The following is a 25261-nucleotide window of genomic DNA, read 5'->3' as shown; positions in this document are numbered from 1 at the left end:
AGGTAAAATTACCGGTTATGTTTGTCCCTAAGCCCATTCACCTGCTGGCCGGTTGTCTGCTGCTGCCCGGCCTGGCGCAGGCCGATACCGTCTGGATGAAAAACGGCGATCGTCTGAGCGGCAAGGTGCGTTCACTGAGCGACGGTAAGCTGCTGATCGACACGCCTTATGGCGGCACGGTTTCCCTCAACTGGAGCGCGGTCAGCACGCTGTCCAGCGACAAGCTGGATGTCAGCACCGGTAAAAATACGCCACAGATTCAGGCCCGGCTGGAAGCGGCCGATGCCGGCTATATCGTCGTGCGTCGGGGCAATGACCAGCAGCGGGTGGCGGTCGACAAGTTCGAACAGTTTATGAAGCCGAAAGAGCCGTCCGATAAGCTGGACTGGCAAGGGAAGGTCGATGCCGGCGTCAGCCTGAAAAAAGCCTCCACGCACACCCAGGATTACAACCTGGCGTTCAGCAACAAGATCAACGTGGGCAAGTGGCGCAACGACCTCGGCGGCACTTACGATCGCGAGAAAGAAGACGACAGCCTGAATACCGATAACTACAGTCTGCGATACTCGCTGGACTATATGTTTCGCGACCAGTATTTCTGGCAGGGGCGGGCAACCTATAAACGTGACTGGGTGGAAGATCTTTCCCGCCAGGCGTTGATTGGCACCGGGCCCGGCTATCAGTTCTGGGATGATGAGCTGGGATCGTTTTCACTGTCGCTTCTCGGCGGCGCCTTTGGCTATGCCTACAGCGATGGCAGTTCCGACCGTCACTATGGCGCGTCGGTGCATTGGGATTATCAACGCTTCCTGCGCGGTAAAGAGCTGACCCTGTTCACCGACGGTGAGCTTGGCCACTCGCTGGACGACGATGGGGTGGTCAGTCTGGATGCGGAAGTGGGCTTACGCTACCAGCTTAACAACTGGTCGTCGCTGAATATCACTTACCGCCATAATCTGGTCAGCGGTACCCGGGATACCCTTAACGAGCGGGATTTCACCACCGGGCTGGGCGTGAAGTGGTAGAGCAAAAAAAAACGGGCCATCAGGCCCGTTTTTTTATCACCCAGTCGCTTAAGACTGGGTGTTTGCTGCCGGTGCAACCGCAACAGGTGCGGTGGCTTTAGCCGGTACGGAAGCCGGTTTAGATTCGTAAATCGGACCAGGCTGCTTTGGCACCACAAAGGTGCTGTCGTTTGGCTGTGCAGGGGCTGCTGGCGCGGCTGGCTGCGCATTCTGCGGCGCCTGCTGTGCCGGATCGCCGTTCTCTGGATTGACCGGTGCAGCCGGAGCAGCCGGTGCAGTGGTGTCCGCTGGGGCTGCAGGCTGGGCATCGGCCGGCGCAGCATTCGGATCCATCACGTTCGCGCCCTGTGGGGTCACTGGCGTCATTGGCTCTTCATGTGGCAACGCACCTTCCTGCTCCTGCACCACCAGTGGCGCTGAAGGCTGGTTATCCGCCGCACCGTTCACTTTGGTTGGCATACCGGTACGGGCTTTCAGCGCGTTTTCCATCGCCGCAGTATCGACGCTGGCATCGCTGATCACTTTGTTTACTACTGGAGTGATAGACAACGGCACCGGCTCACGAGAGTTGAACTGCTCTTCGGTCTGAGAAAGTGGGTTATGCACTTCCACCAGGCGAGAGCCGTCTGGCTCAACGGTCGCTTTGATTGGCTGGTCGATAAACTGAACGCGGGTGCCGACCGGCACGTTGTCGAACAGCCATTTAATGTCGTCAGCACGCAGACGCACACAGCCGTGGCTCACACGCAGACCAATACCGAAGTTGGCGTTGGTGCCGTGGATGGCATACAGGCGGCCGATATACAGCGCGTACAGGCCCATCGGGTTATCCGGGCCAGCAGGGAAGATGGTTGGCAGAGGGGAGCCCGCAGCCACAGAATCCTCATGCATTTTTTTGGTTGGCGTCCAGGTTGGACCGTCTTTCTTACGCTGAACGGTGGTGGTCCAGTTGATTGGGGTATCTTTGCCCAACTCGCCCACACCGACCGGCAGGACAACCACGGTTTTGGTGCCTTTCGGGTAGTAGTACAGACGCATTTCGGCGCTGTTGATCACGATGCCTTCGCGCGGTGCGTCTGGCAGGATCAGCTGCTGAGGAATGATCAGCTTGGTACCGGCTTTTGGCAGGTAAACATCAACACCTGGGTTGGCTTCGAGGATATTGCTCAGGCCCATCTGGTACTGTGCAGCAAAAGCTTCCAGCGGGAGTTTACTGTCCTGAGGCACGGTGATCTGCAGGTTCTCGCCGATCACACGGCTGTTGGCCGCAGGCAGGGAATAAACAACCGCAGAGGCTGACTGGCTGTATGCCGTAAAGGCCAGCACTAAGGTGGCTAACGCGCGAATGCTTTTTTTCATATTCTTTAAAATGAAGCGCCTGTAACAGTGGATAAATGAGCCTGTGGCCGGTCAGGTTCAACCGGCTGCACATTATATGGTCATAACCCATTAGGAAGAAACCAGGATTTGTAACAGTTGAACTAACTTTACGCAAAATGGTCAGGGAAAACGGCTGACGCCAGGCAAACCGCACGATTTGCCGTCACGGTTGCCACAGCGGATCGTCGCCACTCAGTTTTCGGTTGAGGAAAAAGGCGGCACTGATCAGGGCCAGGTGACTCAAGGCCTGCGGCGTATTGCCCAGCGCGCGTCCCTGATGGTCAAACTCTTCGGCATACAGCCCCAGCGGATTGGCATAGCTCAACAGCTTTTCAAACTCAAAGTGCGCTTCCTGCACCCGACCGGCCCGCGCCAGGCACTCCACGTACCAGAATGAACAGGCGGTAAAAGAGCCTTCATCGCCTTCCAGCCCGTCGGCCGGAGTCTCTTCCAGGTTGTAACGCCGTACCAGCCCGTCACTCACCAGCTTCTCTTTGATGGTATCCAATGTGGAAATCCAGTCCGGATCGGTGGCGCCGACAAAGCGCACCAGCGGCATCAGCAGCATCGACGCATCAACAAAGTTACCGTGGCGCGTGGCGACAAAATGGCCGCGCTCTTCGTTCCAGAAATTGGTCCAGATATCCTCGCGGATCGCATCCCGTGCCCGGCACCAGCGGTCGTAGGGGAAGGAGAGCGAGCGTTTCTCGCCGAGGCGCACCGCCCGATCCAGCGCCACCCAGCACATCAGCCGCGAGTGCAGGAAATGCTGCGGCTCGCCGCGCATCTCCCAGATCCCGGCGTCAGCCTGCTCCCAGTTTTCGCTGACGTAATCAATCATCTTGCTGACATGGGTCCAGCCACGATGCGAAATCGCTTCGCCATATTTATTGGCTAAATAGATCGCGTCCATCAGCTCGCCATAGATATCCAGCTGCGTCTGTCGCCAGGCATCGTTACCAATTCTGACCGGCGTGGAGTTGGCATACCCCGACAGATTGAGCAACTCGCTCTCCTGCAGTTCCGTGCCGCTGTCGAGGCGATACATCACCTGCAGTTTTTCAATATCGTGATGGCTGTTTTCCACGCAGCGCCCAACCCAATGGGTGAAGTGCTTGGCTTCATCGATATAACCGAGCCGCATCAGCGCATACATGCTGAACGACGCGTCACGCAGCCAGGAGGCGCGATAATCCCAGTTACGTCCTCCGCCTAACTCCTCCGGCAGACCGAAGGTGGCGGCCGCGGCGATCGAGCCATGCTTGCGGGACGTCAGCAGCTTCAGGGCCAGCGCCGAACGGTTGACCATCTCCTGCCAGCGCCCTTTATAGGTGCTTTTCGAACTCCAGTGACGCCAGTAGTGCAGGGTCTGCTGGAAGCACTGTTCGCTGCTCTCTTCATCGAGATGCCGGTCGTCGGCGCTGCCGAGAATAAATTCGCGCGATTCCCCGGCTTTCAGGGTAAAGCTGGACTCCGCCGCCGCGCCATTCAGGCTAAAGGTGACGTTGCCGCAAAGGCGCAGCGTGGGCTGGCCTTCAGCGCTGAACTCCACGCTGCCGTCTTTCAGGCTGGCGCGGGTGTCAGCGCGGGCATAGTCATGGACCGGCGAGCAGCGCAGGGAAAGGGTGGCGTGCCCGTGGACCATTTTTATCCGGCGGACAATGCGCGGCTGATCCTCATCCTGATGACAAATCGGCATGTAGTCGGTGATTTCCGCCACGCCCTGTTTGGCCAGCCAGCGGGTTTGCAGAATGTTGGTATCCGGCAGGTAAAGCTGCTGGCGGCGCACATCCTGCCAGTCAGGTTCGATGCTGAAAACGCCGGCTTCATCGCCATCCAGCAGGGCGGTAAAGACCGACGGGCTGTCCAGATCCGGCCAGCAAAAATAATCCAGCGTGCCGTCGTTGGCGATTAATGCGCAGGTGCGTAGATCACCGATCACGCCGTGGTCTTCAATTTTCCGTTTAATGTCACTCATGTTGCTCCCCGGCGTTAAGAACGTCCTTCAGAAGGGTTAACTATAGTCATGGAACCCGGGCCGTGGCGGCGCGCATCCGCAACCAGATGTAAACCGGGCTGACATTTCGTCTTCTATACTTGCCTGAGGCTTCAACCCGTTACAGGAGAGAACCATGAGTACACCGCAAAATAAGGTCGCTATTGTCACCGCATCAAGTTCCGGTATTGGCCAGGCCAGCGCCATCATGCTGGCGGAACAAGGCTTCGATATTGGCATTACCTGGCGTTCCGATGAGAAAGGCGCGCAGGAAACCGCAAAGCAGGTGCGCGAGCGCGGCAAAAAAGCCGAAATTGAACGGCTGGATTTGGGCGATCCCGAGGAAGGGGGCAAATCTTTACAGGCGCTGATTGCCCGACTGGGCAGGATTGACGTGCTGGTGAACAATGCCGGTGCCAATTTCAAATCTGACTTTCTCGACACCAGCTTTGAAGAGTGGCGGAAAGTCTTTTCCGTCGACGTCGATGGCGCGTTTGTCTGCGGGCAGATTGCCGCACGGCATATGGTCACCCAGGGCGAAGGCGGGCGGATTATCAACATCACCTCGGTGCATGAACACACGCCGTTGCCCGGATCCATTTCCTACACCGCTGCCAAGCACGCGCTGGGCGGGTTAACCAAATCGATGGCGCTCAGCCTGATCAAACACAATATTCTGGTTAACGCTGTAGCACCCGGCGCGATTGCCACCGCCATGAATCAAATGACCAATGACGATGCCCGCACCGTATCCATTCCGGAAATCCCGGCAGGCCGTCCGGGTGACACTCGCGAAATTGCCAGTATGGTCGCCTGGCTTTGCTCGCAATGGTCAAGCTACACCACCGGGCAATCCTTTGTGATTGATGGCGGGTTCACGCTGGCGAACCCGCAATTCTTTATGCAGAAATCAGACTGAATGCCGGGCAACCGGCTGCGCTAGTGTTGCGGTCGGTTGCTGCTTTCATCCTGAGAACCCTGATCCTCGTCCTCGTCGTCTTTCTCATTGTTTGAGCGCCGCTTCAGATAGAGACGCACGCCCCACACCAGCGCCAGGCTCAATACCACCCAGAAAATCTGCTTCAGATGGCGATCGATGGTATGCAGCCATGGCGCAATCACCTGGCCACCGAGATAGCCGAGAGAAACAAAGATCACCGCCCACAGCACAGCGCCAATCACGTTCAACAGCAGGAACTTTTGCGGCTTCAGCTTACTGGCCCCGATGATGATCGGGCCGACAATGCGCAGGCCATACATAAAGCGCACGCCAATCACAAACAGCACCGGCCGTTTACGGATCAGCTTGTTGGCTTTATTGATCTGCTTCTGGTGTTTCTTAAAGCGCTTTAGCAGGCTGTCGCCATAGTGACGCCCGATAAAGAACAGCGCGGTGTCACCGAGAATGCCACCGGCCATCGCCACCAGCACCACCCAGCCGTAATGTAATAACCCTTCATGGGCGGCAATACCGCCGAGCAAGGTGAAGGTTTCCCCTTCGGCTATACAGCCGATAAACAGCGCCCAGTAACCGTATTGTGATATCAGACTGTTGACGTCCATATGCATGATCTCCTCCGGTCGATGCGCAACAAACCCCTAAGTCTAACTGCTTTGGCTTAAACCGTGATGAAAGATGTTGCGAAGGCGGTTTATTTTCACTGCAAATTGAAGTGATTAGCACAAAGTTTCCCTGTGGAAAAAACAAACAGTTCACGGCCACTTATACTTGAAGACAATCCGCGCAGATTGCGGCCTTTCCGAGTAGAGGAGTGAAGATATGAACCATGTATGGGGACTTCTTGCGCATCCCGACCGTGAGATGCGTGACATCAAACAAGAGAACGAAACCGTCTCTCACCATTACACTCACCACGTCCTGTTACTGGCGCTGATCCCGGTGATCTGCGCGTTTATCGGCACCACTCAACTTGGCTGGGATCTCGGCGCACGACAGACCATCGCCTTATCGATGGTGACCGCCTTCGGCCTGGCGATCCTGTTTTATGCGGTGATCCTCGGCGGCGTGGCGGTGATGGGCCGGGTGATTCACTGGATGGCGCGGGATTATCCGCAGCGTCCCAGCCTGCAGCGCTGTACGGTGTTTGCCGGCTATGTGGCCACACCGCTGTTTATCAGTGGGTTAGTGGCGCTTTATCCGCTGGTCTGGCTGTGCCTGTTTGTCGGTACGCTGGCGCTGGTGTACACCGGGTATCTGCTGTACGTCGGCATTCCGCTGTTCCTCAATATCGACAAAGAAGAGAGCATGCGTTTTTCCGGATCGACGCTGGCAATTGGGGTGTTGGTTCTTGAGGTTTTACTGGCCCTGACCGTGGTGCTTTGGGGCTACGGATATCAGCTTTTCTAACGCTTTTCGCCGCCGGGATCCCGGCGGCGTCTCATTCATCATCAGAAACGAATATCCACTAGGAAAATACTTAGCGGCCAGCGTATGATGCGCTTGCCAGCCCCCGTGTGGCCTGCTTTTCGCGGCGGCGGCGTGCGGTTTTTCCGCACCTGAATCACTTCCCGGTTAAGTTTTTATAAGATGCCTGCAAAAATTCGCTTGTCTCTTCTGAGTTTGGCTTTAGTTTTCTCCGCTCAGCTCCCGCTGGGCCAGGCCGTCGCCAGCAGTAAACTGGCTGATGTTGCCCCGATCGTACAGCCGCAGATTGCGTCTGGCAGTGCGATGATTGTCGATCTCAATACCAACAAAGTGATCTTCGCCAGCCATCCCGATCTGGTGCGCCCAATGGCCTCCATCACCAAGCTGATGACGGTTATGGTGACGCTGGATGCCCATCTGCCGATGGATGAGATGCTGAACGTGGATATCAGCCATACGCCAGAGATGCGCGGCGTCTATTCCCGCGTGCGCCTGAACAGTGAAATCAGCCGCAAAAACATGATGCTGCTGGCGCTGATGTCCTCTGAAAACCGTGCCGCAGCCAGCCTGGCCCACCATTATCCTGGCGGCTACGACGCCTTTATCCGGGCGATGAACGCCAAGGCACAGTCGCTGGGCATGACCCATACGCATTACGTGGAGCCCACCGGCCTGTCGATTGAAAACGTCTCGACGGCGCGCGATCTGACCAAACTGCTGATCGCCACCAAACGCTACCCGCTGATTGGCCAGCTCAGCACCACCCATGAAGACATGGCGGTGTTTAAGAGCCCGAACTACACCTTGCCGTTCCGTAACACCAACCACCTGGTGTACCGTCAGGACTGGAATATCCAGCTGACCAAAACCGGCTTCACCAATGAAGCGGGGCATTGCCTGGTGATGCGTACGGTGATCAATCAACGTCCGGTGGCGCTGGTGGTGATGGATGCCTTTGGCAAATATACCCATTTTGCTGACGCTAACCGTCTGCGTGACTGGATTGAAACCGGCAAGATTTCACCGGTGCCCGCGTCCGCGCTGAGCTATAAAAAGCAGAAGGCGGCGGAGATGGCCAGTACCGGCAGCAATACCGAGATCGTCGAGTAACGTTTTCGTTAGTGAATCCTATAGTGTCGGGCCGGGCAAAAGCATAGACTTGCACGCAGGCTGCTGGATTGCCCGGCCATATCTGATACCTGGAAATTTTCATGTCTACGTTGTTAATCTATTTTCGCATCCTCCTTTTAAGTCTGGTCACCCTCTCCCCGGTGATGGCACAGGCTGCCGATGACACCACTCAACAAACCAGCGATGCGCCTGTGAAGGTCAACGCCGCGGTTGAGCTGCCTAAAATGCAGAAGGTGCTGGATAAAATTAAGCAGCAGGTTTCTGGCGAGAGCAACGACAGCAAACTCAGTGCGCTGAACGATATGGCGCTGGAACTCTCCGGCGACGCCGATACTCTGATGCAGGGCATTATTCCACAGCGCGCCCAGCTGCAGGCGCAGTTAGGCGTCCTGGGCCCGGCACCCAAGCCGGAAAGCGGGGTAAAAGAAACCGCGGAAGTCACCAGCAAACGCAAAAATCTGGAAAGCCAGAAAAGCAAAATGGATGACCAGGTTAAGCAGGCCGAAGCGATCAAAAGCGGTGCCATTAACCTCTCTGCGCAAATCGTTAACCTGCGCCGCGATGCGCTGAAAACCCAGCTGGCACTGAATGCCGGCAGTATTTTTGGCCCGCGTTTCTGGTCTCCGTTGTTCAATACCCAGAGCGATGACGGCGATAAGGTCAGTGACTTTGTTGATGAACTGAAAGATACCGCCGTGCTTTCATGGGAACCCGGCTGGCGTGTCGGCACCGTATTGTGGGTGGTGATGTCCGTGCTGGTGGCCACTTTAGGTCGTCGCTATCTGGAAGAGTTTCTGGCCTGGGTTGGCATTCATTTGCTGCCGGAAGGCCGCCTGCGTCGCAGCTTCCTCGCGGCAGCAACCGCGTTAACCACGCTCGCTGCAGTGGTGCTGGCGTTTAATTTCCTCGATCTCGCCTTTACCCGTCACGATAACGTGGTGGATGACGTGCGTGATTTCGCCGACAAACTGGTCGGCCTGAGTATTCTGTGCGGCCTGATTGCCGGGCTGGGCAGGGCGTTCCTCTCCACGCGCCGTCCGTCGTGGCGCCTGCCGAATATCTCGAATGAAGTGGCCACCGCGTTAAAACCGTTCCCGCCGCTGACCGCAGGTCTGGTGTTTGTTTTCCAGACGGTAGAAATCCTCAACAGCAGCGCCAACACCAGCGTTGGCACCACCATTTTCGCCAACGGCTTAACCGCGCTGCTGATCGGCTTTACCGCCTTATCGATCAGCTTCCGCACCAACCGCGTTCGCCGCAAAATGTTGCTGGCCGGCCAGCAGCCGGAAGCCAAGTCGACGCTGGTCGGGCTGATCCAGATGGCGATCACCCTGTTCGGTATTTCGATCATGGTGACGCTGGTGATTGGTTACGTCACCCTGGCGCGCTTCCTGAGCTATGAACTGATCTGGATGGGCATCGTCTTCGGCTCGTTCTATATTCTCAGCCAGCTGATGGCCGACGGCTGTGAAAGCCTGTTCTCCACCAATAACGCTTCCGGCAAAAGTATCCAGCGCTCGCTGAACATCGATGAACGTCATCTGGCGCAGGTTGCTGCACTGCTGGCCGGACTCGGTAAAACGATTCTGGTGCTGGCCGCTGCCATGGCGGTGTTGAACGGCACGTTCGGTAGCTCAACGCCGATTGAACTGGTGCAGAAGGCGATCGAATTCTGGGGCGGCAAAGGCCTGGAAACGCTGAACATCGTTCCGGCCCACGTGCTGAATGCGTTGATCACCCTGGTGGTCGGCATTTACGTGCTGCGGTCGGTTAAGCGCTGGCTGGATACCGATTTCCTGCCGAAAACCACCATGGACGCGGGCATGCGCGTCTCGCTGATTACGCTGTTCAGCAACCTCGGTTACGTGATGGTGTTCCTGCTGGCCCTGTCGATTATGGGGCTGCAATGGAACAAGCTGGCCTGGATCGTCAGCGCCTTGTCGGTCGGTATCGGTTTTGGCTTGCAGGAGATTGTGAAGAACTTTATCTCCGGTCTGATCCTGTTAACCGAACGTCCGGTGAAGGTTGGCGATCTGGTCAGTATCAGCGGCATTGAAGGGGATATTCGCCGTATTAACGTGCGTGCCACCGAAATCCAGCTGAGCGATAAATCGACGGTGATTGTGCCGAACTCGCAGCTGATCTCGCAGAACGTGCGTAACGCCACCATGGGCAATGCGCAGGGGGTGGCGACCATTACGCTGACCTTCCCGCTGGATATCAATCCTGAGCAGGTGCGCGATCTGTTGCTGGAAGTGTATAACGAAAACGAACGTATTCTGGAAAATCCGGAACCATCCGTCTCGTTCAAGGATCTGACGTCGGCGGGCATCGTGCTGTCAGTCACCGGTAACGTCGCCAGCCCGCGTCAGGTATCCGGCGCGAAGAGCGATCTGCTGTTCGATATCCTGACCCGACTGCGCAAAGAGGGCGTGGTGTTATCCACGCCGCAAACCATGATTGTCGAGCAACGTAACGGCACGCTGATGGTTAAGGATCCTGAGGAGTAACCTCGTCCGGTGCGCCGCTGTGAACAGCAGACGGCGCACCGCATCCACATTCTCCCCAGTATTTCGCTTTAGTGGTTTTCCCAATCCCAGGGTTAAAGCTGTTGGTCGGATCCAACTGCTGATAGAACGCCTTCAGCTGCGGTTTAGCGGCATACAAATGCCCGACGTTATGTTCAGCCGGGTACTCCGCACCGCGATCGGCCAGCATCGCCAACATCTTCTCTTTCAGCGCATGGACATCGACCCCTTTTTTGACAATGTAATCCTGATGGAAAACATGGCAGAAGAAGTGGCCGTAATAGAGACGGTGCACCAGCGCATCATCGAATTCTGCCGGTAAGCGTTCAAACCAGTCGCGATCGTTACGGCGCAGCGCGATATCCAGCGCCAGAATATCCTCCACTTCATCGTGATGCACCGCGTGATAGCGCACGGCCGCACCCGCTGCGGCAAAGCGATGCAGGAAGGCTTTGCTGCCTTCATCCGGCGTACATTCAAAGAACTCGCCGTCCGCCTGGGCGAAATACGTCGTCAGATAGTCCCGCGCTTCGCCAATCCCGTCGCCCGACATCTTAATCATCAGATGGTGTTCAAAGCGGTCGCGGTAGGCTTTCATCCGTTTGGGCAGATGTGACGGTAACGCCTTGCTGATTTTTTGCAGCAGCCGATCGCTGAAGTTCGGTTTCAGGAACGAAACAGGCTTAAGCAAGGCGTCGGTACGGCCCTTCAGGGTAAAGAACAGCGGCATCTTATCGGTGCCGAGCTTGTCGATCATCACAAAGGTATCTTTGCCGTAGACCTCGGCGATATCGAAAATATCGCGGTGCATATACTCTGCCGCCACCGGAAGATGGCTGAAGTGTTGCAGCATATGGCGGCGAAGTTCGTCCAGCACGTCGGGATCGTTGGTGCCGAGATAAAACACCTGCTGTTGCTTCTCGCTGACAAAGGTATCCAGCCGCACGGCAAACACCGCCAGCTTGCCCGCACAGCCGGACGCTTCAAATAATCGGCGGGCGTCGGCATTAAAACGTGAAGGGGTGTCCGCCTCGACGTCGCGCACGCGGTCGGCATAATCGTTGTCGGACGCCAGGCGCTGGTCGTATTTCACCGCCTCGGGCTGCCAGGTTTCGTCGTCCAGCCGGCTGAGGATCTGTTCCGGCGTGGTGCCTAAATCCATCCCTAAATGGTTGACCAGCTTCAGTTTGCCCTGCGCATCCACCTGCGCATACAGCGCCATCTCGCTGTAAGCGGGCCCGCGTTTAATCAGCGAACCGCCGGAGTTATTGCACACGCCACCGAGCACGGATGCGCCGATGCAGGACGATCCAATCACCGAGTGCGGCTCGCGTCCCAGCGGTTTCAGCACCTTTTCCAGTTGATACAGCGTGCTGCCCGGAAAAGCCAGCACCTGTTTGCCCTGATCCAGCAGCTGAATTTTATCCATCCGCAGGGTGCTGATAATCACGATATCGCGCTCGTAATCGTTGCCGTTCGGCGTTGAGCCTTCGGTCAGGCCGGTATTCGCCGCCTGCATCAGCACGATGACATCGGCGGCGACGCAGGCCTGCAGAATGCGCCATTGTTCCAGCAGGGAGCCGGGGAAAATCACCGCCAGCGCGTCACCCTGACCAGAGCGAAAGCCGGTGCGATAGCGCGCGGTTTGTTGGGGATCGGTAAGAAGATGATTGCGGCCCACGATGCGGCGCAAGTCGGCCACCAGTTTGCCCGTAGGGGAAGTGTTGTGCATATCCTTTGTCCTTTTATTTGACACGCCCTAACTTTAGCAGCTCCCGCTGCGGTCGGCGGCAGCAAAAATCTGACGCGGATCGCGCCAGTACGTTGAAAACTACCTGCTATCCTGAAGTTATGGCACACTGCCCATCTTACGACTTTGTCACCCAGACTCTTTTTGCTCCGCAGTTATTTGAGAGAAACCAACCTGATGAAATGGATTTGCTCTGTCAGCCTCGCTGCCGCCTTAACCTTGCAGCCGGCTTTTGCTGAAGACCTGTTTGGCCCACATCCGCTCACCCCTGAAGCCCGTGATGCGTTCGTGACGAATTTGCTGAAGAAAATGACCCTGGATGAAAAAATAGGGCAGCTGAGATTGATCAGCGTCGGGCCGGACAACCCGAAAGAAGCCATCCGCGAGATGATCAAACATGAGCAGGTTGGGGCGATCTTTAATACCGTCACCCGTGACAATATCCGCGCGATGCAGGATCAGGTGATGCAGCTTAGCCGCCTGAAAATCCCACTGTTTTTCGCCTATGACGTGGTGCACGGTCAGCGTACCGTTTTCCCGATCCCGTTAGGGCTTGCGGCCACCTGGGATCTGGATGCGGTGGCAAACGTCGGCCGCGTTTCAGCCTATGAAGCGGCAGATGATGGTCTGAATATGACCTGGGCACCGATGGTGGACGTCACCCGCGAACCGCGTTGGGGCCGGGTATCCGAAGGCTTTGGCGAGGACACCTACCTGACGTCGGCGATGGGCCGCACGCTGGTGGAATCCATGCAGGGTAAAAGCCCGGCGGATCGCTACTCGGTGATGACCAGCGTGAAGCATTTTGCGGGCTATGGCGCCGTGGAAGGCGGACGTGATTACAACACCGTGGATATGAGCCCACAGCGTCTGGCGCAGGATTATCTGCCGCCTTATAAAGCGGCGCTGGATGCCGGCAGTGGCGGCGTGATGGTGGCGCTGAACTCGCTGAACGGCGTGCCGGCAACGGCGGACAGCTGGTTGCTGAAAGATCTGCTGCGCGATCAGTGGCACTTTAAAGGCATTACCATCAGCGATCACGGCGCGATTAAAGAGTTGATGAAGCACGGCGTGGCCAGCGATCCGCAGGATGCGGTGCGCATTGCCATTCAGTCAGGCGTGAACATGAGTATGAGCGACGAGTACTACAGCAAGTACTTGCCGGGACTGGTAAAAAATGGCGCGGTGAGCGAGAAAGAGATCGACGATGCCGTGCGCCACGTGCTGAACGTGAAATATGATATGGGGCTGTTTAACGACCCGTACAGCCATCTGGGCCCGAAAGAGAGCGACCCGGTGGATACCAATGCGGAAAGCCGCCTGCACCGTGCCGACGCGCGCGATGTGGCGCGTAAAAGCATAGTGCTGTTGAAGAACCGTCTGGAAACCTTGCCGCTGAAGAAATCCGGCACCGTGGCGCTGATTGGGCCACTGGCCGACAGCCAGCGTGACATTATGGGCAGCTGGTCTGCCGCCGGTAAGGCTAATCAGTCGGTCAGCGTATTGCAGGGGGTGAAAAATGCCCTCGGTGATAAGGCGACGGTGCTGTATGCCAAAGGCGCCAATATTACCGACAACAAAGCGATTCAGGACTTCCTCAACCAGTATGAGAAAGGCTCGGTGATCGTCGATCCGCGCACGCCGAAGCAGATGCTGGATGAAGCGGTGGCCACCGCGAAAAAAGCGGACGTGATCGTGGCGGTCGTGGGCGAGTCGCAGGGGATGGCGCATGAGGCATCCAGCCGCAGCGATATCACCATTCCGCCAAGCCAGCTGACGCTGATTGATGCGTTAAAAGCCACCGGCAAACCGCTGGTGCTGGTGATGATGAATGGTCGTCCGCTGGCGATGGTGAAAGAGAATATGCAGGCGGATGCGCTGCTGGAAAGCTGGTTCAGCGGCACCGAAGGCGGTAACGCCATTGCCGATGTGCTGTTTGGTGATTACAACCCGTCGGGCAAACTGCCGATGTCCTTCCCGCGCTCGGTTGGTCAGATCCCGATTTACTACAATCACCTGAACACCGGTCGTCCGTATGACTTCACCAGACCTAACAAGTACACCTCGCATTATTACGATGCGGCTAACGGTCCACTGTTCCCGTTTGGATATGGTCTGAGCTACACCACCTTTACGCTGTCGCCAGTGAAAATGTCCGCTGCCACCATGCCACGTAATGGCACGGTGAATGCCAGCGTGACGGTGACCAATACCGGCGATCGTGATGGTGCCACCGTGGTGCAGATGTATCTGCATGACGAGATGGCGAGCATCAGCCGCCCGGTGAAAGAGCTGAAGGGCTTTAAGCGCATCATGCTGAAAGCGGGTGAGTCGCAGACGGTGACCTTCCCGATTGATGTTAACGCGCTGAAGTTCTGGAACGCGAAGATGCAACAGGTGGCTGAACCGGGTAAATTCAATGTGATGATCGGGCTGGATTCTGCCCGCACCACCGATGCGGAATTCACCTACCTGTAACGGTTCGCACATCCTGAGCGCATAAACCGGATAAAAGCGTTACGCCGGTTAATGCCACACTCTGAGGGACGAATTTATTCGTCCCTTTGTTTATTTAACAGGAATCTAGCACCCTTATGCCTTCGTTTCGCGACAGAATTCAGCAACAGGTCTTTCGATTAAATGGGCTGGCAATGAACGAGTTTGATCTCTCAACGCCTGCGGGCGATCCGGGCTTATATGGCCCTGACAGCGTGATCTGGCGGGTACACGGTGATTTTTCCTCCATGCTGTGCGGCGGCATATCGGCGTTGCTGATGCAGATGCTGCATCCGCTGGCGCTGGCCGGCGTGTGGGATCACTCGACTTTCCGTTCGGATATGATGGGAAGACTGCGGCGGACCAGCCAGTTTATCGCCGTCACCACCTTTGGTAACACGGTGGATGCCCAGACGCTGATTGAGCGGGTCAGGCGCATCCATTTGCAGGTTACCGGCGTCGATGCGCAGGGTGTTGAATACGCCGCCAGCGATCCCCGTTTACTGACCTGGGTGCATGTGGCTGAAACCAGCCGTTTCCTGGCCTCGCACGTACGTTACAAAAACCCGCAGCTCAGTCTGGCCGAGCAGGACCGCTATTACGCCGAAGCCGCCGTGGTCGCCGAAGCGCTGGGCGCTGAGCAGGTCCCCAAATCGGTTGATGAGGTGGAGGCCTATCTGCTGGCGATGCAGCCCCAGCTGCGCTGCGACGAGCGCACCCGCGAAGTGTTGTCGATACTGATGAATGCGCCGGCACCGAGCTGGCAGGCACGTCCGGCGATGAAGGCAATGCTGATGGCCGGCATTGAGCTGCTGCCAGAATGGGCGCAGCAGCAGTTCGGCTTTCGCTTTTCCCCGTTGCGCCGCCGCCTGATCCGCCTGCGTATCAACCTGCTGGCAAAAGCCCTGCGCTGGTCCATCCGTCGGGGTGCCTATCAACGCGCGATGCAGCGGATGGGCAGGGAGGTTTAGCGCCAGAAAACCCGCCTGACGCGCATTTTTGAGACTTTTACCCTTGCTCCGACGTGGCACATCGGGACATCCTGCCCTATTCTCCGGGAAAAGGATCCCCCTACATCCATTGTCGAGGCTTTATGACACAGTCGTACCGGATTGCTGAAGTCCACAATCAGCAACAAACGCTGATCGCCAGGGTTGAACAGGATGAGCGTACCGCCTATTTCTATCTGTGGCCTGCCGAAGGGTTCCGCAGCCAGTTTGCGGTGCGCGGCTGCTGGTTGCGCAACCTGTTGCCTGCCCCTGCCAGCGAAGACCTCGCGTCGATGGAGCAGGGGATCCCGCCGTTACTTAGCGCTGAATACTGCCGCACCTTGCAGGCCGAACCGATGCTCGATCCTGCCGGGTTACAGATTATCTGGGAACCGGCCGATGACGGCGCGGCGCTGTGGTATCAGGGGCAATTACTGGCGGTGATCCCTGGCTGGAGCCTCTATCAAAACAAGCAGGTTAGCTTCTCTGCCGGCTGCATTAAAGAGAACCGGTTGACCGCGCCGTTGGGCTCGGCCTCCACCAACGACTACTATGCTCAGGCTGAAAAGCACCGCCATTTCTGGCGTGACTGGCATGACGGTCATCTGTGGGACCCGATGCAGCGCGAAATGATCGCCTGCTACGAAGCGCAGTACGGGGAATCCCTCAAGTACTACTCCATCGACCAGGGAAACTGGCCGCCGATGGCGATCTCACAACATTATCATCAGGGCAGCTGGTATTTCCTGACCCTGGGGATGAGCATCCGCCCGATGCCGTGGGTTGATTTTCTGTTTGAGGATCTGGCCGGGCAACACCGCCGCGTTGAGCTGGCGATGGCCATCGATGCTGAGGTCATGACCGAAGAAAACGCGGTACAGATGGCCAGCGCACTGGCCAGCTTCGCGCATTTCCCCTGGGCGCGTCTCAGCTGGTTGGGCGAAGGCCATACGCTGGAATCGTCGGTGGCACCGGTCGGCTTTGAAGGCTTCCTGATCTCAGGTGAACTGAGCGGCGAAGCAGGGCAGTTCAAATTGCCGAAACGCGACGGCGAGAAGGTCAACCTGCTGTGGACCACGCCGGTCACCACCGCTGAACGTGAACTGGCCGAAGCGGAAGAGAGCGGCGGCAACCAGCTGGTGGAAAGATTGCGTCAGGAAGGCTGTAACCACGTTTTCCGCCCCCGCCCGCAGGTGGTTGATTCACAGAATTAAATTCTGCCAGGCGATCCAACCGGAGCGCTTCAGCAAAACATTTGTCTGAAATGAGACGGATGTCACATCAAGTTTCCCTGTCAGCGGCCGTTAACCCGATCAGGCAATTGTGCCTGATTGAGTTGAGTGGGGCTCGTCATGTTGAAAACAACCCAGGCCAGATTTACCCTCCTGATCGTCGGCTTTTTTGCGTTACTGCTGTTGATCACGGTAGTGGTGATTAAAATGTTTGTTGCGCCCCAGCTCACGACCAATGAGAGTCGTCTGGTGCGTTATGAAGTGGAAACGATCGGTGCACGCATTACTGAAATGATGAACCGTATCCAGGCGCAACAGCGCAGCATCACGGAATCCGCTGCGGTGCTCGACAGCGCGGCTATCGACACCGTGTTACCGGCGTTAGTGAACCAGTATCAGGACGTTAACGTGTTTGGCGGCGGCATCTGGCCACTGCCAAAAATGCGTGATGCGGCGAAAGATAAGTTCAGTACGTTTTTTGCCCGTGACAGCAGCAACACCCTGCAGGTCAACACCTTCTGGAACTCCGCCGAAGCGCCAAATTACTATGAGCAGTCCTGGTATAAAGACGGCCTGGCGGCGGCCAAAGGCCAGTGTGCCTGGGCGAAAGCCTATCAGGATGCGGCCAGCCCTCAACCCCGTACCAACTGCGCGATGGGCATCTATCGCAACGGCGCAGCCTGGGGCGTTGCCACCATCGACGTGACGCTGGGCTTCTTCAACCATCTGGCGAAAGAGATGGGCGATGCGGTGCAGGGCCAGGTGCTGATTGTCGAAGCTGACGGCAAGGTCGTTGGCGATGCCAGCCTGATCGACAGCACGCCGAAACTGCGTAACCTGAGCGAGCTGACCACGCCAATGGCGGCCTCCCTGCGCACCGCGCTGACATCGGCCGGCAGCGAAGCGTCGCAGAGCACCTATGACGGTGAAGACGGCAACCATACGCTGTTTGTGCAGCAGATCAGCGGCAGTCCGTGGTTTATCGCCAGCGACGTCCCGACGGCGTTACTGTCCAAACAAACCAACTCGATCCTGACTCGTCTGGGCCTGGTACAAATCCCATTAGCAATCCTGCTGTTGCTGGTGCTGCTGGGCTTTATCCGTACCATGATGAAACGTCTGTCCGGCCTGAATGACAACATTCTGGCGCTGTCGACCGGCGGTGCGGATTTGACGCAGCGCCTGCCCAACAGCAGCAGCCCGGAATTCAATGCGGTTGCCCAGAGCTTCAACAACTTTATTGAATACCTGCAGGGGCTGATCCGGCAGGTGGGTGAGAGCGCGATGGCGATCACCTCGGCGTCGAAAGAGATTGCCAGCGGCAACCTCGATCTGTCCGCCAGGACGGAAGAGCAGTCCAGCTCTATTGTGCAGACGGCGGCTTCGATGGAAGAGTTAACCGGCACCGTGCGTCAGAACGCCGATAACGCCACCCATGCCAACCAGCTGGCGGGCGATGCGTCTCGCGTTGCCGCGCGCGGTTCCAACGTGGTGAAACAGGTGGTGGTCACCATGGGCGAGATCAACACCTCTTCCCGTAAGGTGGTCGATATCATCAGCGTGATCGACAGCATCGCTTTTCAGACCAACATTCTGGCACTGAATGCGGCGGTCGAAGCGGCGCGTGCCGGTGAGCAGGGCCGTGGATTTGCGGTGGTCGCCTCAGAAGTGCGTAATCTGGCCCAGCGTTCAGCCAACTCTGCCCGTGAGATTAAGAAACTGATTGAAGAATCGGTGGCGAATATCGATCAGGGAAGCCAGCTGGTGCAGGAAGCCGGCAGCACCATGGATGAGCTGATGAACGGTGTCAGCAGCGTCACCACCTTAATGTCAGAAATCATGTCTGCCAGCCGCGAGCAGAGTATGGGCATTGACCAGGTGAACACCGCCATCACCCAACTGGACAGCACCACCCAGCAGAACGCCTCGCTGGTTGAACAGGTTTCCGCCGCCGCCCAGGCGATGGAAGAGCAAAGCGTTCAGCTGGAGTTAGTGGTCAGCAGCTTCAAGTTATAATCCTCCGTCCCGCCGCTAACAGGGCAGCTTTATGCTGCCCTGTCATAATTTCGCACGATTTCTTGCAGCCGAACCGCCCTAAGCTGTGCCACAATGTGTGAGATTAGTCCTAAGGAGGGCGCATGTCTGCAATCGAAGTTATCCTGGTTGATCGTCACGATCGTCCCATCGGCAGGATGGAAAAGCTGGAGGTTCATCAGAAAGGTTTACTGCATCGCGCGGTAACCGTTTACGTGTTCAACTCCCGCCACCAACTGTTGCTGCAGCAGCGCGCCACGGGTAAATATCATTGCGGTGGCTTGTGGAGTAACACCACCTGCGGTCACCCGTTCCCCCAGGAATCAACGCAACATGCCGCAGAGCGCCGTCTGCGTGAAGAGATGGGCATGCGTCTGTCGCTGGATCCGGCGTTCGAGCTAAGCTACAACCTGCCGATGGGCAACGGCTTAACCGAACACGAATACGGCCACGTCTTTTTTGCCTTTAGCGATGAGCCGCCGCAGCCCAACCCGGAAGAAGCGGGAGGCTGGCGCTATGCTTCACTGAATGAAATCGAGCAGGAGATGCAACGTTACCCGGAACGCTTTACGCCGTGGTTCCTGCACACCTTTGCCCGCATTCCCCCTGCGTTTAAGCAGTTCACCGCGCAACAGCTTGCGGGCTGAACCTCAGCCCGCATCGGCAGTTATCCTCGCGCTTACTGCGCAAAATCCTCCGCATCCACATCGTAACCTGACGGTTCCCAGCGAATCGCCAGCAGGGCGATCAGCCCGGCCAACGGCGCCAGCGCAATAATCCAGAACACATTGGTACTGAATGCCGCCGACAGCAGCGGGAACAGGAACAGCGAGGCGGTAGAGCTGGCGCGCATCAGGGTCTGATTGAAGCCGACGCCCACGCCGCGTAACGAGGTGGGATAGCTGAGCGAGGCAAAGGTCATGGTATGGGAACCCGGACCAAATCCCTGACCCAACAGGAACAGCGCCAGCATGCCGATCGACACCGCCGCTTCCGCACCGTCGGCGGGACGGCCAACCAGTGCCAGGCCAATCAATGCGGCAAACTGGAAACTGTAGCCAAGGGTGGTCATCTTCCACGCGCCAAATCTGGGCACCAGCCGCACCGCCAGGATGCCGCCGACAAAGGCAAACAGCAGATTTAACGCCAGCGACACCAGAATGGTGGTCAGCATTGACTGGGCAAGGAAGCTGGAGAGGATCACCGGCAGGCCAAAGGCCACGGCGTTATAAGCAAAGGCGGAGGCAATCGCCGTCACGGTCGCCAGAATGGTACGACGCAGGTAAACCCCTTTCAGCAGTTCACCATAGTTGCGCCAGCTGGCCTTGCGGGTGGCTTTGGCCGGCGTCAGGTCCGCGTCTTCCGCCACATGGGCATTGATGCCGTAAGAGCTGCGCAGGATCGCCGCCGCACCTTTTAAATCCCCCTGATTGGCTGCCCACACCGGTGATTCGCTCATATAGCGGCTGCGGATGCAGATAATCAGAATCGCCGGTACCGCGCCGAAGCCCAGAATGATGCGCCACAGCAAGCCGGAATGGGCTTCTGGCAGCACGGAATAGAAGAACAGCACCAGCAGATAGGAAATCGAAATCGCCGCGTACCAGGTGGGGCACCACATCGCGATACTGGCGGCTTTGTTGCCGCGCCCCTTCAGCTTGGAAAACTCGGCGAGGAACGCCATCGCCACCGGCAAATCAATCCCGACCCCTAACCCCATCACAAAACGTGCGGCGGTGAGTACATACTCATTCGGTGCGAAGGCACAGGCCAGCGCGGCAAACACGAAGAAAAACATATCGGCCATAAACACCCGATAGCGGCCAATTTTATCGGTCAGATAGCCGCCGAGCAGCGCGCCGACAATGGCCCCAAACGCAATCGCCGACGCCACCATGCCCGCGCCGGTTGGCGACAGACCAAATTCTTTGGTGACATCCTTCATGCCAAAGGCCAGTGCGCCGAGGTCGTAAGCGTCAAGAAACACCCCGCCCAGCGCAATGCCGATCACGATACGGGCGTTACTGCGGGCCTGGGTACTGGTGTTGACCAGATGTGATACGTCAGCGGCGCGGCGGATAGTGAAGGCTTCCCCCGTCGGCGCACTCCCTGCAATGGCGACATGCGCCGAAGATGCTAAGTCAGTCATGATGTTAGGGTCTTTTATTTTAAGAATAAGCCCAGAGAATACTCCCGGGGATGACAGAGATAAATTCCTGCTGGTTATAAGTTACAACAAAATGCCCGTTGAAAAAGGGTGAGCGAAAGGGTTCTCTCTCTGAGAGGCGGCTCGGGGTTTTTAGCCGTCTGGCTTTCTCTGCTGATTTATTAGGCTACGCTTGTTACTAACCTTAAGGAAAGGAACAGAAAATGTCGCAAAGAACAGGGCGTACAGCCTTACTGGCACTGGCCGGATTACTGGCTCTGACCGCAACCGCGCAGGCGGCAGACCCGGTCAAAGTCGGTTCGAAAATTGATACCGAAGGATCGTTACTGGGCAATATCATCCTGCAGGTGCTGGATAAGCACGGGGTGAAAACGGTCAATAAGGTGCAGCTCGGCACCACCCAGGTGGTCAGAGGCGCGATCACCGCCGGCGAACTGGACATCTATCCTGAGTACACCGGCAACGGTGCCTTCTTCTTCAATGATGAAAAGGATCCTGCATGGAAAAATGCCAAAGCAGGCTACGAGAAGGTGAAGAAGCTGGATCAAGAGAAAAACAAACTGACCTGGCTGACGCCGGCCCCGGCAAACAACACCTGGACGATTGCGGTACGCAGCGATCTGGCCGACAAGAATAAGCTGAAATCCCTTGACGATCTCAGCGCCTACCTGAAGAAGGGCGGTGAGTTCAAACTGGCGGCGTCGGCCGAGTTTATCGAACGCGCTGATGCGTTACCGGCGTTCCAGAAAGCCTATGGCTTCACCCTGAAACAGGATCAGCTGCTGTCTCTGGCCGGCGGTGATACTGCGGTGACCATCAAGGCGGCAGCGCAGCAGACCTCCGGCGTGAATGCGGCGATGGCTTATGGCACCGACGGTCCGGTCGCGGCGCTGGGACTGCAAACCCTGAGCGATCCAAAAGGGGTGCAGCCAATCTATGCGCCAACGCCGGTGATCCGCGATGCGGTGCTGAAAGCCTATCCGCAGATTGCCGACTGGCTGAAACCGGTCTTTGCCTCGCTGGACGAGAAAACGCTGCAGGAACTGAACGCAAAAATTGCCGTAGAAGGGCAGGATGCGAAAACGGTGGCGGCGGACTATTTGCAGCAGAAAAAACTGTTGTAGGGTGAGCCCGGGCCGGACGCACCGGCCCACAAGGTAGTGGGAAAATTTTGCGCCTCCAACTTCATAATCGGGTTTTGCTGACGCTGGCTGTGCTGTTGGCCGTTGCCGCAGCCAGCTTGCCCTTCCTGAATTACGCCCCTAACCGGCTGGTTTCCGGCCAGCCATTGCCGCTGCATCAGCTGTTGCAGGGCGTGCAATGGCTGCTGCCTGTGCCGGTCATTCTGTTGCTGCTGCTGGCTTTCCTGCCGGTTTCCCGTCGACATCTGGTGCTGACGCTGCTGCTGAGCGAAGGGCTGTTTATCGCCCTGATCGCCTTTAGCGGCCATCAGGCGACGTCACTTTCACAGCAGGGCAGTCCACTGGCCAGAACCTCGTGGGGCAGCGGCTTCTGGCTGAGCGGCGGGCTCTGTCTGCTTATCGCGGCGGATACGATCTCCCGCCTGACGCCGCAGGTCTTCTGGCGGCTGCTGTTGAATGGTCAAATCTGGCTACCGGTCATCGTTTTTTTACTGAACGGTCAGCTGGAGCAGATGGCGCTGTTGAAGGAGTACGCCAACCGTCGGGAAGTGTTCGATCAGGCTTTCTCGCGCCATCTGCTGCTGCTGGTCGGCACCCTGATCCCGACGCTGGCCATCGGCATTCCGCTCGGCTGGTGGTGCGCCAAAAAAGCGGCGGTGCAGTCACCGGTGTTTGCCGTGCTGAATGTGATCCAGACCGTGCCTTCCGTGGCGTTGTTCGGCCTGCTGATTGCGCCGTTAGCCGGACTGGCCCGCGCCTTTCCCTGGTTATCCGAACTGGGGATCAGCGGGATTGGCATGGCGCCCGCGCTGATCGCCCTGGTGCTGTATGCACTGTTACCGCTGGTGCGCAGCGTGGTCGCCGGGTTGCAGCAGGTGCCGAAAGAGGTGATCGAAACCGCAGAAGGGATGGGCATGACCCGCAGTCAGATTTTCTGGCAGGCGGAAGTGCCGCTGGCGCTGCCGGTGCTGCTGACCGGCCTGCGGGTGATTGCGGTACAGACCGTGGGTATGGCGGTGATCGCCGCACTGATTGGCGCCGGCGGATTCGGGGCGATCATTTTCCAGGGCCTGCTCAGTAGCGCGCTGGAACTGGTGCTGCTGGGGGTGATCCCGGTGATCGCTATGGCCGTGGTTATCGATGCCCTGTTCAAATTTGTTCTTTCCGTTATTGAGGCGAAGCGCCAATGATCCACTTTAACCAGGTCAGCAAATACTTTGCCGGAAAAGCGGCGGTCAGCGAGTTAACCCTGAATATCGCCAAAGGCGAATTTACCGTGCTGATCGGCACGTCCGGCTCCGGCAAGTCCACCACGCTAAAGATGATCAACCGGCTGATCGAACACGATCGGGGCACCATTGAATTTGCCGGTGAGGAGATCCGCAGCTTCAATCCGCAGATCCTGCGCCGCCGGATGGGCTATGCCATCCAGTCCATTGGCCTGTTCCCGCACTGGACGGTGGAAAAGAATATCGCCACCGTGCCGGCGCTGCTGAACTGGTCAAAGCAGCGGATTGCCGAGCGCGTCACCGAATTGCTGGCGTTGCTCAATCTCGACGAGCAGTTTCGCCACCGTTTTCCGCACCAGCTTTCCGGCGGTCAGCAGCAACGCGTTGGCGTGGCCCGCGCGCTGGCGGCCGATCCCGAAGTGCTGCTGATGGATGAGCCGTTTGGCGCGCTGGATCCGGTTACGCGCGGCGCGTTACAGCAGGAAATCGCCCGTATTCACCAGATTTCTGGCCGCACCATTGTGCTGGTGACCCACGATATTGACGAAGCGCTGGCGCTGGCCGACCGACTGGTGTTGATGGACGGCGGCAAGGTGATCCAGCAGGGCACGCCGGTCGAATTGCTGACCCAGCCCGCCAACGACTTTGTGCGGGATTTCTTCGGGCGCAGCGAGCTGGGTATCCGCCTGCTGTCGCTGGGCAACGTGGGCGCGGCGGCGCGGCGCGGTGAATGGCTGGAAGAGGAGGCCATCCCGGAAGAGATGACCCTGCGTGAGGCACTGTCGCAGTTTATCGCGCGCCAGACCGACCGCCTGCCGGTGATCGACCGCCAGCAGAAACCGCTGGGCGTGCTGCACTTCGCCGATTTGCTGCGGCAGAGGAGGGAATAATATGCGCTGGACTCGGGATCCGTTGCTGTGGCTAATCGCGGTGTTTATCGCGCTGTTGGTGTTGCTGCCTTACAGCCAGCCGCTGTTCGCCAGCTGGTTTCCAGAACTCGACCGGCCGATGTACCGGCAGGACAGTTTCCTGCAGCTGGCGCTGGCGCATATCGAACTGGTGGCGGTTTCCAGCCTGTTTGCGGTGATCGTCGGCATGGGGGCCGGGATTTTTGTCACCCGTCCGGCGGGAAAAGAGTTTCGTTCGCTGATTGAAACGTTGGTGGCCGCAGGGCAAACCTTTCCGCCGGTGGCGGTGCTGGCGATTGCGGTGCCGATCATGGGGTTTGGCGAGAAGCCGGCGATAATCGCGCTGTTTCTTTATGGCCTGTTGCCGATCCTGCAAGGCACGCTGGCGGGCATTGGCGCGGTGCCGGCCAGTGCCCGCGAAATTGCGGAAGGCGTGGGCATGAGTTCGTGGCAGATTTTGCGTAAGGTCGAATTGCCGCTGGCAGCCAGCGTGATCGTGGCGGGGATCCGCACCTCGGTGATTATCAATATTGGCACGGCGGCGATAGCCTCAACCGTCGGTGCCAAAACATTAGGATCGCCGGTGATCATTGGACTCAGCGGGTTTAATACCGCCTATGTGATTCAGGGTGCCTGCCTGGTGGCGCTGCTGGCTATCGTCACCGATCGCCTGTTTGAGCGCCTGCAAAAACGCTTCAGGAACGGATAATCAGGGTATAACCGGTCAGCATCACGCCGCCAATGCCGCCGAGCGCCATTAACAGGAAGATGAAGATGACGCCAATTTTTTGCAAGTTCATGCCGGTGTGTCCATGGTGGTCTGCCGCTGAAAGAGGGCGAAGTATAACGCCATTCGCCCTCGCGGGTT

At 57.6% G+C, this 25261-nt stretch carries 20 protein-coding genes; 14 read left to right on the top strand and 6 right to left on the bottom strand.

What is annotated here, in order from left to right; all coding sequences use genetic code 11:
• The first annotated feature begins 17 nt into the window (after positions 1 to 17).
• A complete protein-coding gene (locus ACXKZG_RS15520) occupies positions 18 to 1025 on the top strand; it encodes a DUF481 domain-containing protein (RefSeq protein ID WP_013201392.1) in 1008 nt (335 codons plus the stop codon).
• A 48-nt stretch (positions 1026 to 1073) separates the two neighbouring features.
• Here ACXKZG_RS15520 and ACXKZG_RS15515 read toward each other — a convergent pair whose 3' ends face one another.
• Both ACXKZG_RS15515 and ACXKZG_RS15510 read right to left on the bottom strand, forming a co-directional pair.
• A complete protein-coding gene (locus ACXKZG_RS15515) occupies positions 1074 to 2384 on the bottom strand; it encodes a L,D-transpeptidase family protein (RefSeq protein WP_346594998.1) in 1311 nt (436 codons plus the stop codon).
• A 184-nt stretch (positions 2385 to 2568) separates the two neighbouring features.
• On the bottom strand, positions 2569 to 4383 hold the full coding sequence (locus ACXKZG_RS15510) for a glycoside hydrolase family 15 protein (RefSeq protein WP_134823754.1): 1815 nt from the start codon (positions 4381 to 4383) through the stop codon (positions 2569 to 2571).
• Positions 4384 to 4537: 154 nt separating this feature from the next.
• On the opposite strand from ACXKZG_RS15510, the gene ACXKZG_RS15505 reads away from it, so the two are divergent.
• Positions 4538 to 5320: an SDR family oxidoreductase gene (locus tag ACXKZG_RS15505; RefSeq protein WP_206402631.1), complete on the top strand. Its 783-nt coding sequence runs from the start codon at positions 4538 to 4540 to the stop codon at positions 5318 to 5320.
• 20 nt (positions 5321 to 5340) lie between these two features.
• Here ACXKZG_RS15505 and ACXKZG_RS15500 read toward each other — a convergent pair whose 3' ends face one another.
• Positions 5341 to 5970: a DedA family protein gene (locus ACXKZG_RS15500; protein WP_049789592.1), complete on the bottom strand. Its 630-nt coding sequence runs from the start codon at positions 5968 to 5970 to the stop codon at positions 5341 to 5343.
• Positions 5971 to 6181: 211 nt separating this feature from the next.
• On the opposite strand from ACXKZG_RS15500, the gene ACXKZG_RS15495 reads away from it, so the two are divergent.
• From ACXKZG_RS15495 to ACXKZG_RS15485, 3 genes are all read left to right on the top strand, one after another.
• The gene (locus ACXKZG_RS15495) at positions 6182 to 6769 is read left to right on the top strand and encodes a Yip1 family protein (protein WP_053145971.1); all 588 of its coding nucleotides are present in this window, start codon (positions 6182 to 6184) and stop codon (positions 6767 to 6769) included.
• Positions 6770 to 6949: 180 nt separating this feature from the next.
• Positions 6950 to 7897, top strand: coding sequence for a D-alanyl-D-alanine endopeptidase (gene pbpG, locus ACXKZG_RS15490; RefSeq protein ID WP_013201398.1), 948 nt, complete (start codon positions 6950 to 6952; stop codon positions 7895 to 7897).
• 101 nt (positions 7898 to 7998) lie between these two features.
• A complete protein-coding gene (locus ACXKZG_RS15485) occupies positions 7999 to 10428 on the top strand; it encodes a DUF3772 domain-containing protein (protein WP_013201399.1) in 2430 nt (809 codons plus the stop codon).
• Here ACXKZG_RS15485 and dld read toward each other — a convergent pair.
• A complete protein-coding gene (gene dld, locus ACXKZG_RS15480; RefSeq protein WP_488875117.1) occupies positions 10409 to 12178 on the bottom strand; it encodes a D-lactate dehydrogenase in 1770 nt (589 codons plus the stop codon). The genes ACXKZG_RS15485 and dld overlap by 20 nt on opposite strands.
• Positions 12179 to 12373: 195 nt before the next feature.
• Between dld and bglX the strand changes: the two genes are divergently transcribed.
• The 5 genes from bglX (at position 12374) to idi (ending at position 19594) form a co-directional block, all read left to right on the top strand.
• Positions 12374 to 14674: a beta-glucosidase BglX gene (gene bglX / locus ACXKZG_RS15475; RefSeq protein WP_013201401.1), complete on the top strand. Its 2301-nt coding sequence runs from the start codon at positions 12374 to 12376 to the stop codon at positions 14672 to 14674.
• Positions 14675 to 14790: 116 nt separating this feature from the next.
• A complete protein-coding gene (locus ACXKZG_RS15470) occupies positions 14791 to 15663 on the top strand; it encodes an oxygenase MpaB family protein (RefSeq protein ID WP_488875116.1) in 873 nt (290 codons plus the stop codon).
• 122 nt (positions 15664 to 15785) lie between these two features.
• A complete protein-coding gene (locus ACXKZG_RS15465; protein WP_013201404.1) occupies positions 15786 to 16895 on the top strand; it encodes a suppressor of fused domain protein in 1110 nt (369 codons plus the stop codon).
• A gap of 138 nt (positions 16896 to 17033) precedes the next feature.
• Complete coding sequence (locus ACXKZG_RS15460; protein ID WP_013201405.1) at positions 17034 to 18929, top strand: methyl-accepting chemotaxis protein; 1896 nt, start codon at positions 17034 to 17036, stop codon at positions 18927 to 18929.
• A 122-nt stretch (positions 18930 to 19051) separates the two neighbouring features.
• Positions 19052 to 19594 carry an isopentenyl-diphosphate Delta-isomerase gene (gene idi / locus ACXKZG_RS15455; RefSeq protein WP_013201406.1) on the top strand — a complete coding sequence of 181 codons (543 nt, stop codon included), beginning with the start codon at positions 19052 to 19054 and terminating at the stop codon, positions 19592 to 19594.
• A 32-nt stretch (positions 19595 to 19626) separates the two neighbouring features.
• Here idi and ACXKZG_RS15450 read toward each other — a convergent pair whose 3' ends face one another.
• Positions 19627 to 21096, bottom strand: a complete 1470-nt coding sequence (locus ACXKZG_RS15450) for an MFS transporter (RefSeq protein ID WP_013201407.1) — start codon at positions 21094 to 21096, stop codon at positions 19627 to 19629.
• A 221-nt stretch (positions 21097 to 21317) separates the two neighbouring features.
• Here ACXKZG_RS15450 and osmF point away from each other — a divergent pair, with 221 nt between their 5' ends.
• From osmF to ACXKZG_RS15430, 4 genes are read left to right on the top strand one after another with little or no spacing between them, the layout of a single operon-like run.
• The gene (gene osmF / locus ACXKZG_RS15445) at positions 21318 to 22238 is read left to right on the top strand and encodes a glycine betaine ABC transporter substrate-binding protein OsmF (protein WP_053145948.1); all 921 of its coding nucleotides are present in this window, start codon (positions 21318 to 21320) and stop codon (positions 22236 to 22238) included.
• Between the two features lie 47 nt (positions 22239 to 22285).
• Positions 22286 to 23446 carry an ABC transporter permease gene (locus tag ACXKZG_RS15440; protein ID WP_488875115.1) on the top strand — a complete coding sequence of 387 codons (1161 nt, stop codon included), beginning with the start codon at positions 22286 to 22288 and terminating at the stop codon, positions 23444 to 23446.
• Positions 23443 to 24375 carry an ABC transporter ATP-binding protein gene (locus ACXKZG_RS15435; protein WP_013201410.1) on the top strand — a complete coding sequence of 311 codons (933 nt, stop codon included), beginning with the start codon at positions 23443 to 23445 and terminating at the stop codon, positions 24373 to 24375. The genes ACXKZG_RS15440 and ACXKZG_RS15435 overlap by 4 nt, the downstream gene beginning before the upstream one ends.
• Before the next feature lies 1 nt (position 24376).
• Positions 24377 to 25102: an ABC transporter permease gene (locus tag ACXKZG_RS15430; RefSeq protein WP_013201411.1), complete on the top strand. Its 726-nt coding sequence runs from the start codon at positions 24377 to 24379 to the stop codon at positions 25100 to 25102.
• Here the strand turns inward: ACXKZG_RS15430 and ACXKZG_RS15425 are convergent.
• On the bottom strand, positions 25089 to 25193 hold the full coding sequence (locus tag ACXKZG_RS15425) for a protein YohO (protein ID WP_041691950.1): 105 nt from the start codon (positions 25191 to 25193) through the stop codon (positions 25089 to 25091). The genes ACXKZG_RS15430 and ACXKZG_RS15425 overlap by 14 nt on opposite strands.
• Positions 25194 to 25261 lie beyond the last annotated feature (68 nt).

Source organism: Erwinia sp. 2186, assembly GCF_057812255.1.
The sequence above is the reverse complement of the archived record's forward strand: the minus strand, read 5'-3'. Positions and strand labels throughout refer to the sequence as shown.

What these genes read in the sequence shown, in the direction of transcription:
- ACXKZG_RS15520 (WP_013201392.1), top strand. Translation starts at nt 18, where the DNA reads ATGTTTGTCCCTAAGCCCATTCACCTGCTGGCCGGTTGTCTGCTGCTG.
- ACXKZG_RS15515 (WP_346594998.1), bottom strand. Translation starts at nt 2,384, where the DNA reads ATGAAAAAAAGCATTCGCGCGTTAGCCACCTTAGTGCTGGCCTTTACG.
- ACXKZG_RS15510 (WP_134823754.1), bottom strand. Translation starts at nt 4,383, where the DNA reads ATGAGTGACATTAAACGGAAAATTGAAGACCACGGCGTGATCGGTGAT.
- ACXKZG_RS15505 (WP_206402631.1), top strand. Translation starts at nt 4,538, where the DNA reads ATGAGTACACCGCAAAATAAGGTCGCTATTGTCACCGCATCAAGTTCC.
- ACXKZG_RS15500 (WP_049789592.1), bottom strand. Translation starts at nt 5,970, where the DNA reads ATGCATATGGACGTCAACAGTCTGATATCACAATACGGTTACTGGGCG.
- ACXKZG_RS15495 (WP_053145971.1), top strand. Translation starts at nt 6,182, where the DNA reads ATGAACCATGTATGGGGACTTCTTGCGCATCCCGACCGTGAGATGCGT.
- pbpG (WP_013201398.1), top strand. Translation starts at nt 6,950, where the DNA reads ATGCCTGCAAAAATTCGCTTGTCTCTTCTGAGTTTGGCTTTAGTTTTC.
- ACXKZG_RS15485 (WP_013201399.1), top strand. Translation starts at nt 7,999, where the DNA reads ATGTCTACGTTGTTAATCTATTTTCGCATCCTCCTTTTAAGTCTGGTC.
- dld (WP_488875117.1), bottom strand. Translation starts at nt 12,178, where the DNA reads ATGCACAACACTTCCCCTACGGGCAAACTGGTGGCCGACTTGCGCCGC.
- bglX (WP_013201401.1), top strand. Translation starts at nt 12,374, where the DNA reads ATGAAATGGATTTGCTCTGTCAGCCTCGCTGCCGCCTTAACCTTGCAG.
- ACXKZG_RS15470 (WP_488875116.1), top strand. Translation starts at nt 14,791, where the DNA reads ATGCCTTCGTTTCGCGACAGAATTCAGCAACAGGTCTTTCGATTAAAT.
- ACXKZG_RS15465 (WP_013201404.1), top strand. Translation starts at nt 15,786, where the DNA reads ATGACACAGTCGTACCGGATTGCTGAAGTCCACAATCAGCAACAAACG.
- ACXKZG_RS15460 (WP_013201405.1), top strand. Translation starts at nt 17,034, where the DNA reads ATGTTGAAAACAACCCAGGCCAGATTTACCCTCCTGATCGTCGGCTTT.
- idi (WP_013201406.1), top strand. Translation starts at nt 19,052, where the DNA reads ATGTCTGCAATCGAAGTTATCCTGGTTGATCGTCACGATCGTCCCATC.
- ACXKZG_RS15450 (WP_013201407.1), bottom strand. Translation starts at nt 21,096, where the DNA reads ATGACTGACTTAGCATCTTCGGCGCATGTCGCCATTGCAGGGAGTGCG.
- osmF (WP_053145948.1), top strand. Translation starts at nt 21,318, where the DNA reads ATGTCGCAAAGAACAGGGCGTACAGCCTTACTGGCACTGGCCGGATTA.
- ACXKZG_RS15435 (WP_013201410.1), top strand. Translation starts at nt 23,443, where the DNA reads ATGATCCACTTTAACCAGGTCAGCAAATACTTTGCCGGAAAAGCGGCG.
- ACXKZG_RS15430 (WP_013201411.1), top strand. Translation starts at nt 24,377, where the DNA reads ATGCGCTGGACTCGGGATCCGTTGCTGTGGCTAATCGCGGTGTTTATC.
- ACXKZG_RS15425 (WP_041691950.1), bottom strand. Translation starts at nt 25,193, where the DNA reads ATGAACTTGCAAAAAATTGGCGTCATCTTCATCTTCCTGTTAATGGCG.